This is a genomic window from Pseudomonas sp. G5001 (assembly GCF_013385475.1).
GTDB lineage: Bacteria > Pseudomonadota > Gammaproteobacteria > Pseudomonadales > Pseudomonadaceae > Aquipseudomonas.
Genome location: NZ_JACAPZ010000004.1, coordinates 1 through 8,177, shown reverse-complemented (window position 1 = coordinate 8,177; position 8,177 = coordinate 1). Strand labels below are relative to the sequence as shown.

9 protein-coding genes and 1 pseudogene are annotated in these 8,177 nt (G+C 61.5%); 2 read left to right on the top strand and 8 right to left on the bottom strand.

What is annotated here, in order from left to right:
- Window positions 1-204: 204 nt before the first annotated feature.
- The 8 genes and pseudogenes from HX805_RS01300 to HX805_RS01265 all read right to left on the bottom strand — a co-directional run bounded on the left by HX805_RS01300 (window position 205) and on the right by HX805_RS01265 (window position 5,751).
- Window positions 205-1,284 carry a sigma-54-dependent Fis family transcriptional regulator gene (locus HX805_RS01300; protein WP_003212528.1) on the bottom strand — a complete coding sequence of 360 codons (1,080 nt, stop codon included), beginning with the start codon at window positions 1,282-1,284 and terminating at the stop codon, window positions 205-207.
- Window positions 1,285-1,383: 99 nt separating this feature from the next.
- Window positions 1,384-2,049: a methionine ABC transporter permease gene (locus HX805_RS01295; RefSeq protein ID WP_003212526.1), complete on the bottom strand. Its 666-nt coding sequence runs from the start codon at window positions 2,047-2,049 to the stop codon at window positions 1,384-1,386.
- Window positions 2,046-2,792, bottom strand: a complete 747-nt coding sequence (locus HX805_RS01290) for a methionine ABC transporter ATP-binding protein (protein ID WP_008430202.1) — start codon at window positions 2,790-2,792, stop codon at window positions 2,046-2,048. Before HX805_RS01290 ends, HX805_RS01295 begins: the two co-directional genes overlap by 4 nt.
- A complete protein-coding gene (locus HX805_RS01285; protein WP_003212522.1) occupies window positions 2,789-3,583 on the bottom strand; it encodes a MetQ/NlpA family ABC transporter substrate-binding protein in 795 nt (264 codons plus the stop codon). Before HX805_RS01285 ends, HX805_RS01290 begins: the two co-directional genes overlap by 4 nt.
- Before the next feature lie 14 nt (window positions 3,584-3,597).
- Entirely contained in the window at window positions 3,598-4,635 is a 1,038-nt protein-coding gene (locus tag HX805_RS01280; protein ID WP_177081985.1) for an isopenicillin N synthase family oxygenase, read from the bottom strand.
- Between the two features lie 86 nt (window positions 4,636-4,721).
- Window positions 4,722-5,240, bottom strand: a pseudogene (locus HX805_RS01275) (thioredoxin family protein); the annotation flags it as partial.
- Window positions 5,241-5,317: 77 nt separating this feature from the next.
- Window positions 5,318-5,497, bottom strand: coding sequence for a hypothetical protein (locus HX805_RS01270; RefSeq protein WP_087695230.1), 180 nt, complete (start codon window positions 5,495-5,497; stop codon window positions 5,318-5,320).
- A gap of 11 nt (window positions 5,498-5,508) precedes the next feature.
- Window positions 5,509-5,751, bottom strand: coding sequence for a DUF2790 domain-containing protein (locus HX805_RS01265; RefSeq protein WP_003212513.1), 243 nt, complete (start codon window positions 5,749-5,751; stop codon window positions 5,509-5,511).
- A gap of 216 nt (window positions 5,752-5,967) precedes the next feature.
- Between HX805_RS01265 and HX805_RS01260 the strand changes: the two genes are divergently transcribed.
- Window positions 5,968-6,708: a response regulator gene (locus HX805_RS01260; RefSeq protein WP_003212510.1), complete on the top strand. Its 741-nt coding sequence runs from the start codon at window positions 5,968-5,970 to the stop codon at window positions 6,706-6,708.
- On the top strand, window positions 6,705-8,009 hold the full coding sequence (locus HX805_RS01255) for an ATP-binding protein (RefSeq protein ID WP_003212508.1): 1,305 nt from the start codon (window positions 6,705-6,707) through the stop codon (window positions 8,007-8,009). The genes HX805_RS01260 and HX805_RS01255 overlap by 4 nt, the downstream gene beginning before the upstream one ends.
- The last annotated feature ends 168 nt before the right edge of the window (window positions 8,010-8,177 follow it).

Here is an 8,177-nt window from a genome sequence, read left to right as displayed (position 1 = left end):
AAAAGCAGATCTGTTTTCGCTCAGGTTTTTTGCTTTTGCTTTTAACACTCAAGCCGGCCGGGAGGCCGCTGTGCCTTTGCTTTTGATTTTGATCTGACGGCCCCATTCAGCCCGAGTTACTTTGCCGCTTTTGCAAAGTGACTCGCTGTAAGAGCGAAACCATAAGCCGCCGTTACCCAAATAACGGATATGTACACCAAAAAATCAGGGTTTCACCCGCCCCTTGAGCATCCCATGATTCACCAAAAGCGTCCGCATGGCATTGCGCGTCACCCCCAACAACTCCGCCGTACGCAACTGATTAAACCCACAAAACGCAAACGCCTCCCGCACGATCAAATCCTCGATATCGTGCAACAACGAATCCCCCGGCACCTCGAACAACCGCAGCAACTGCTCCCGCACCACCTCCTGCGGAATCCTCGGCGCCCCGCTGTTAACGCTGGCATGCATCGCACTCAGCCCCGCAGAAAACTTCAAGTGCGACGGCATGATCGGCCTGTCCCCAGCCACCAAAAGCGCCAGGTGCACCACATTCTCCAGCTCACGAATATTCCCCGGCCACGGATAATCCAGCAACGCCTGGGTCGCCGACTCCGACAACATCGGCTCGGCGATTTTCAACCTGGCACTGTAGAGCCGCCGAAAATGCTCAACCAACGGCAGGATATCCAGCGGCCGCTCACGCAACGGCAACACCTGCACCTGCGCCACGTTGATGCGATAGAACAGGTCAAGACGAAAGTTGCCCGCCTCCACCGCCTGCTCCAGGTCGATGTTGGTGGCCGTCACCAGCCGGATATTGATCTTGATCGGCTTGCGCGACCCCACTCGCACCACTTCCTGCTCCTGCAATACCCGCAGCAGCTTCACCTGCAACGGCAGCGGCAAGTCACCGATCTCATCGAGGAACAGGGTGCCGCCATCGGCTTCTTCAAACCAGCCGATCCGCCGCCCCGAGGCCCCGGAAAACGAGCCGGCCTCATGCCCAAAAAATTCGCTTTCCGCAAGGTTCTCGCTGATGGCCCCACAGTTTACCGGCACAAACGCACCGGTGCGGCCGCTGGCGCTGTGGATATAGCGCGCCACCAGCTCCTTGCCGGTGCCGGTCTCGCCATTGATCAACACCGGCGCTTCACTGGGGCCAACACGTTGCAAATATTCGAGCAGTTGCAGGGAACGCGGGTCGGCAAAAACCAGTGCCTTGGCGCGAATCGACAACGGGTCTTTTTCGCCCTGGGGCAAAGTCAGGATCGGCGTGGGATGCCCGTGGGGACGGTTCATGAAGAGTATTTCCCGGCGACGAGGTGAAGGTACGTAAGGGAACTTTACTCAGTCACGCATATAACTAGAAATATTAAAAATTCATTAGTACATAACCGTTTATCGACGATGCGCCAGCGACCTCACGCAACGATCCCCCAGGCTTTGCACGCCCTGGACCAGCACCACCAACACAATCACCGTCACCACCATGATCTGGTTATTGAAACGCTGGTACCCATAACGAATCGCCAGGTCCCCCAGGCCGCCACCGCCAATCACCCCGGCCATGGACGAAAAGCCGATCAGCATCACCAGGGTCAGGGTCAACCCCGCAAGCAACGCAGGCAGCGCCTCCGGCAGCAGCACCTTGAAGATCACGTGCCGAATATCCCCGCCCATGGCAACGATGGCTTCGATACGCCCCTTGTCCACTTCGTCCAGCGCGTTCTCGACAATCCGCGCAAAGAACGGAAAGGCGCCAATGGTGATCGGCACCACGGCGGCAGTGCTGCCCAGGGTGGTGCCGACGATCAGCCGGGTCAGTGGAATCAAGGCAATCAGCATCACCACAAAGGGCAATGAGCGGCCCAGGTTGATCACCGCACCCAGCACACGGTTCACCCGTGGCAAGGGGAACAGCCCGCCGCGGCGACTGACAAACAGCAGCACCCCCAGGGGCAGGCCGATCAGCAAGGTAAAGACCGCCGCCAGCAGCACCATGTACAGGGTTTCGCCAGTGGCCGTGAGCAGCAGTTGCAGGATGTCGTTCCAGTCCGTTTTCATACTGCCCTCACCGCTGGCAGGCTGGGGGCCAGTGAGCGGCCCAGGCTTGAGGCGGGGTCGGCCTGCAATTGAATCAGGCTGCCGCTTTCCACCACACGCCCATTGGCCAGGGATACCGCGCTGTCGCAGATAGCCTTGACCACATCCAGCTCGTGGGTGATCAACACGATGGTCACCCCCAGTTGCCGATTGATACTGCGCAGCAGTTCCAGGATCGACGCGGTGGTTTCCGGGTCGAGGGCGCTGGTGGCTTCGTCCGACAGCAAATAATCCGGGCGCGCCGCCAGTGCTCGGGCGATGCCGACGCGCTGCTTCTGGCCGCCGGACAGTTGCGACGGAAACGCCAGCGCCTTGTCACTCAGGCCGACCAGTTCCAGCAATTCCTTGACCCGGGCAACGCGCTCGGCCTTGGGCTGGCCGGCGATTTCCAGGGGCACCGCCACATTGTCGGCGACGTTGCGTGAATGCAGCAGGTTGAAACCCTGGAAGATCATGCCGATACGCTGGCGTTGCTGGCGCAATTGCTTGTCACTGAGCAGCGTCAGGTCCTGGCCGTCCATGAGGATGCGCCCGGAAGTCGGGCGCTCCAGCAGGTTCAGGCAGCGCAGCAAAGTACTCTTGCCCGCCCCGCTCCGCCCCACGATCCCGAAGATCGAACCGTCGGCAATCTGCAATGACACGTTATCCAGCGCCGGCGGCTGGCCATCGGCGTAGGTTTTGCTGACCCGCTCGACGACGATCATTCGACAGCTACCGGAATCACCGAGCCTGCATATTTCTCGGTGATGAACTTGGCCACCTCCGGCGAATTCAGGTCCTTGGCCAGCTGTTTGATCCGTGGGTCGTCCTGCAATTTCGGGGTGGTCACGAGGATATTCGCGTAGGGATTGCCCTGGGCTTTTTCCAGCCCAAGGGCATCCTTGGCCGGTGACAGGCCGGCCTCGAGGGCGTAGTTGCCATTGATCACGGCGAGGTCGACATCATCCAGGGCACGAGGAATCTGTGGTGATTCGATCTCGAGGATCTTCAGGTGCCTGGGGTTCTCGGCAATGTCCTTGGGCGTTGCCTGGTCCTTGGCCGGGTCGTTGAAACCGGGCTTGAGCGTGATCAGGCCGTTGGCTTGCAGCAGGTACAGCGCACGGCTCAGGTTGGTGACGTTGTTGGGCACGGCCACGGTGCCTTTATCCGGCACCTGGGCAAAGCTGGTGTGGCGATGGGAATAGATACCCAGCGGCTCGATATGCACGGTGGCCGCCACTGTGAATTTCTGGCCGAGAGCCTGTTCCTGGGAGTGCAGGTACGGCAAGTGCTGGAAGTAGTTGGCGTCCACATCACCGTGGGCCAGCAGTTCATTGGAGTTCACGCCGTTGGGGATTTCGATGATTTTCAGCTGCAGCTGCGGGTCGAGCTTCTGCACGTATTCGAGGATTTGCGCGTGGGGAATCGGGTCCGCCGCCACACGCAGGGCCTCGGCGGCCTGGGCGTCGAAGGAGGCAATCAGGACGGCCAGGGCCAGGGCTGTTTTCTTGAGCATGGTGATGTTCCTTATCAGGCGGACAGGGCTTGGGGAATCGTGGCATCGGCGTAAAACCGTTGGGCGACATCCGGATGGGAACGCAGGCGGCCCTTGAGGTAGTTCCAGCCGACGTCCCGCAGCAGCGGGTTACGCGGGTCACTGGTGGGGCCGTGGGCATCGCGCAGCAACTCGGGCGGCAACTGATACACCGGCACCACCGCGTCCAGTTGCGCACCGAGGAAAAACGCCAGGGACAAACGCTCGCTGCCCAGGGGCGGCGATTCGACCCGGTGCACCGTGGCACGCAGGTAGCCGTTGGTGGCCAGTTCCAGCAACTCGCCGATGTTCACCACCAGGGTGTCGGGGCGCGGCAAGGCGTCGATCCAGCGGCCCTCCTCCACTTCCACTTGCAGGCCGGCCTGCTGGTCTTGCAGGAGGAAGCTGAGAAAGCCGGAATCCTTGTGGGCGCCGACGCCCTGGCGACTCTGCTGGGCGTGGCGGCCGGGGTAGCGGATCAGCTTGATGTGTTCGTTGGGCTTGTCACCATACAGCGGGTCGAAAGCGTTTTCCGGCAGCGACAAGGCCTGGGCAAAGGCGCGCAACAAGCGCAGGGACATCTGCGTCATCGCCTGCTGCCAGGCCAGTAACAAGGGCTTGAGTTCAGGCAACGCGGCAGGCCACTGGTTGGGGCCTTGCAGGCGCGACCAGGCCGGTGAATCCGGGCCTTGCTGCAGCGGCTCGCGCTCGGCGCCGAGGTCGAACTGTTCACGCAGATCCGGCTGCCCCCGGGTGATCTCCGACGCGGCGCGGTTGTAGCCGCGAAAGTGCGGGGAGTTGATCATGCCGGCAGCAAGCTTGTCGGCCTCCGGCAAGGCGAAAAACCGGCGCGCCTGCTGCTGCACCTGGGTGAGCAACCCGGCGTCGATGCCGTGGCCGGTGAGGTAGAAAAAACCGATATGCCGCGCAGCGTGGCGCAGGTCATCGAGAAACTGCCCACGCTGGGCCGGGCTGCCGTCGAGCAGCGCCAGGTCCAGCAGGGGCAAGGTATTGATTGCCAGCGGGTGCGACATTGGGTGCTCACTCCATGAACAGGTACGTGGAGTGGTGAAGCTAAACGATCTAAAAACCCCGCAATAAATACCTTTTTGGCATTAGCTTAGGTTGGCGCGTTCGCTGCCCTGGCTTCTTCCAGCAAGGCCTGGATGACTTTCTCCTGATTGTCGTAGCGGCCCTCGCCGAAATGGCTGTAGCGCACTTTGCCGGTGGCATCGAAGAAGTAATGGGCCGGCCAGTACTGGTTATCGAAGGCGCGCCAGATGCGGTAGTCGTTGTCGATGGCCACCGGGTAATGGATGTCCAGCTTCTTGACTTGGCTGCGTACGTTATCCAGGACTTTCTCATAGGCGTTTTCCGGCGTGTGCACACCGATCACCACCAACCCGTCTCTGGCGTACTTCTTCGCCCACTGATTGACGTACGGCAGGCTGCGCTGGCAGTTGACGCAGTCGTAGGTCCAGAAATCCACCAGCACCACCTTGCCCTTCAGGCCCTCGGCCGTCAGCGGCGGCGAGTTGAGCCAGGCCAACGCGCCGTCGAGGGACGGCATGCGCTCATCGGACTGGCTGAAACTTTCGGCGTCGACGTTGTTGATCAGGTAGTTCACCGCCTTGGGCACGCCGACCAAGGCAACCACCAGTGCCAACAGCAGCAGGCCTTTTGAGCGGCGCAGGTATCGGATGAAGTTCATGGGTGTCACCTCGTGGCCGGGGGTGTTTCGGCGCGTTTGCGAGCCGCGCCGTTTTGCGCCAGCGGCGTGTTCTGGAAGCAGGTTTCACTGCCAGTGAGTTTTTTCGCGGTGGCGGCATTCACATCCGCCGCCACACCCGCCAGGGAAAACGCCAGGGCGCTGAGAAAGCTGTTGAGTGGGGTCATGGCCGGTCTCCTCAGCTGCCTTCAAGGCAATTGCTGGAAAATTTGCGGTAGTCGAGGACGTGGCGCTGGCCCTCGGAATCGAGGTAGGTCAGTTTCGAGTTGACGATGCCGCACAGCGCGCCACCGGACTCTTCGGAGATCGACAGCACCTGGTGGATATCCGGCTGGCTGGCGGTGGTTTCGGCATGGGCGGCAACACTCAGGCCAGTGAGTAAGGCAAACAGGCAACTGGCATAGGCAGCTTTGATAGTCATGGGTGGTTCTCCGGGGGTTCAAGTGGGCCGAGGCGGATTACCTCGATGGGCTCATTTGAACCTTGCGAGGTATCCGGATTGTGTCGGCCAGGCCCGGATTTTTGCGTCGATGTGTATCTCGTCACCGCCAGATACACTGCAATACAAAGGGCACAAGGCAAGCCCGCCGCCAGTGGCTAGACTGCGCATCAATGACTAATCAACGAGGAAGGCAGCATGGATCACGTCGATCACATTCTGATTGTCGATGACGATCGGGAGATCCGCGAACTGGTGGGAAACTACCTGAAAAAGAACGGCCTGCGCACCACCGTGGTGGCTGACGGCCGGCAGATGCGCAGCTTCCTCGATACCACGCCCGTGGACCTGATCGTGCTGGACATCATGATGCCCGGCGACGACGGCTTGCAGCTGTGCCGCGAACTGCGGGTGGGCAAGCACAAGGCCACGCCGATCCTGATGCTCACCGCGCGCAACGATGAAACCGACCGCATCATCGGCCTGGAAATGGGCGCCGACGATTACCTGGTCAAGCCCTTCGCCGCCCGTGAACTGCTGGCCCGCATCAACGCCGTGCTGCGGCGCACACGGATGCTGCCGCCAAACCTGGTGGTGACCGAAAGCGGCCGGCTGATCCGCTTTGGCCGCTGGCGCCTGGACACCACCGCCCGCCATCTGCTGGACGAAGACAACACCCTGGTGGCCTTGAGCGGTGCCGAATACCGTTTGCTGCGCGTCTTCCTCGACCATCCGCAACGGGTGCTCAACCGTGACCAGTTGCTGAACCTGACACAGGGCCGGGACGCGGACCTGTTCGACCGCTCCATCGACCTGCTGGTCAGCCGCCTGCGCCAGCGCCTTTTGGACGACGCCCGCGAACCGGCCTACATCAAGACCGTGCGCAGCGAAGGCTATGTGTTCTCCCTGGCCGTGGAAATCCTTGGGGACCCGGCATGACCCTCACGTTCCGCTGGCCGCGCACCCTCGCGGCGCAACTGACGGTAATTTTCATCGTCAGCCTGCTGTGCGCCAACGCCCTGTCGTTCAGTGCGCAGTTCTATGAGCGCTACATGAGTGCCCGCAGCGTAATGCTGGGCAACCTGGAAAACGACGTATCGACGTCGATCGCGATCCTCGACCGCCTGCCCGCCGCCGAGCGTGCCAGCTGGCTGCCGCGCCTCGACCGCAACGCCTACCGCTACCTGCTGAATGCCGGCGAACCCGGCGAGCCGATGGCCAGCGACAACGTGCCCATGGCCGCGACGTCGATTTCCGATGCGTTGGGCGAGCACTACCCGCTGACGTTTCGTGACATCCCGGGCCTGCAAAAACACTTCCAGGCGCACCTGACCCTGGCCGATGGCAGCCCGGTCACGATTGATGTCTATCCCAAGCCGATCCCGTTTGCGTTCTGGCTGCCGGTGGTACTGGTGCTGCAACTGGTGGTGTTGCTGGTGTGCACCTGGATCGCCGTGCGCATCGCCATCCGCCCGCTGACACGCCTGGCACGGGCAGTGGAAACCCTCGACCCGAATGCCCGCCCGACGCCGCTGGACGAAACCGGCCCCACCGAGGTGGCGCATGCGGCGGCGGCGTTCAACGAAATGCAGAAGCGGATTGCCGAGTACCTCAAGGAGCGCATGCAGATTCTGGCGGCGATCTCCCATGACTTGCAGACGCCGATTACCCGCATGAAATTGCGTGCCGAGTTCATGGAGGACTCGGTGGACCGGGAAAAGCTCTGGAGTGACCTGGGGGAAATGGAGCATCTGGTGCGCGAGGGTGTGGCGTATGCCCGCAGTGTGCATGGGTCGACCGAGGCCAGTTGCCGGATCGACCTGGATGCGTTTCTCGACAGCCTGGTGTTTGATTACCAGGACATGAACAAGCAAGTGAGTTTGACCGGTAAAAGCGCGGTGGTTTTGGATACGCGGCCCCATGCGTTGCGTCGGGTGCTGGTGAACCTGGTGGACAACGCGCTGAAATTTGCCGGGGAGGCGCAGTTGGAGGTGGGGTCGACGGCGGCGGGTGAGCTTTCGATCAAGGTGCTGGACCGGGGGCCGGGGATTGCCGAGGATGAACTGGTGCAGGTGATGCAGCCGTTTTACCGGGTGGAGAGTTCGCGTAATCGTGGCACTGGTGGTACAGGGCTGGGGTTGGCGATTGCCCAGCAACTGGCGGTGGCGATTGGTGGGGAGTTGACGTTGAGCAACCGGGACGGCGGGGGGTTGTGTGCGCAGGTTCGGCTGGAGCTGTGACGGGCGGTGTGTATATCCATTATTTGGGTGATGGCTTGTATCGGTTCCGCTCTTACAGCGGCTCACTTTTGAACAGCCGGAATGCCGGCCCAGTCAAAAGTAAGCAAAACGCTCTTGCCCCACCACTCGGCTCCTCGCCTAGGCGAGGAGTGCCCTAACTCCGGCTTT

Excerpts from the sequence above, each read along its gene's own strand:
- HX805_RS01280 (WP_177081985.1), bottom strand. The coding sequence starts at position 4,635 with ATGTCGCACCCGCTGGCAATCAATACCTTGCCCCTGCTGGACCTGGCG.
- HX805_RS01265 (WP_003212513.1), bottom strand. The coding sequence starts at position 5,751 with ATGACTATCAAAGCTGCCTATGCCAGTTGCCTGTTTGCCTTACTCACT.
- HX805_RS01255 (WP_003212508.1), top strand. The coding sequence starts at position 6,705 with ATGACCCTCACGTTCCGCTGGCCGCGCACCCTCGCGGCGCAACTGACG.
- HX805_RS01270 (WP_087695230.1), bottom strand. The coding sequence starts at position 5,497 with ATGACCCCACTCAACAGCTTTCTCAGCGCCCTGGCGTTTTCCCTGGCG.
- HX805_RS01300 (WP_003212528.1), bottom strand. The coding sequence starts at position 1,284 with ATGAACCGTCCCCACGGGCATCCCACGCCGATCCTGACTTTGCCCCAG.
- HX805_RS01295 (WP_003212526.1), bottom strand. The coding sequence starts at position 2,049 with ATGAAAACGGACTGGAACGACATCCTGCAACTGCTGCTCACGGCCACT.
- HX805_RS01290 (WP_008430202.1), bottom strand. The coding sequence starts at position 2,792 with ATGATCGTCGTCGAGCGGGTCAGCAAAACCTACGCCGATGGCCAGCCG.
- HX805_RS01260 (WP_003212510.1), top strand. The coding sequence starts at position 5,968 with ATGGATCACGTCGATCACATTCTGATTGTCGATGACGATCGGGAGATC.
- HX805_RS01285 (WP_003212522.1), bottom strand. The coding sequence starts at position 3,583 with ATGCTCAAGAAAACAGCCCTGGCCCTGGCCGTCCTGATTGCCTCCTTC.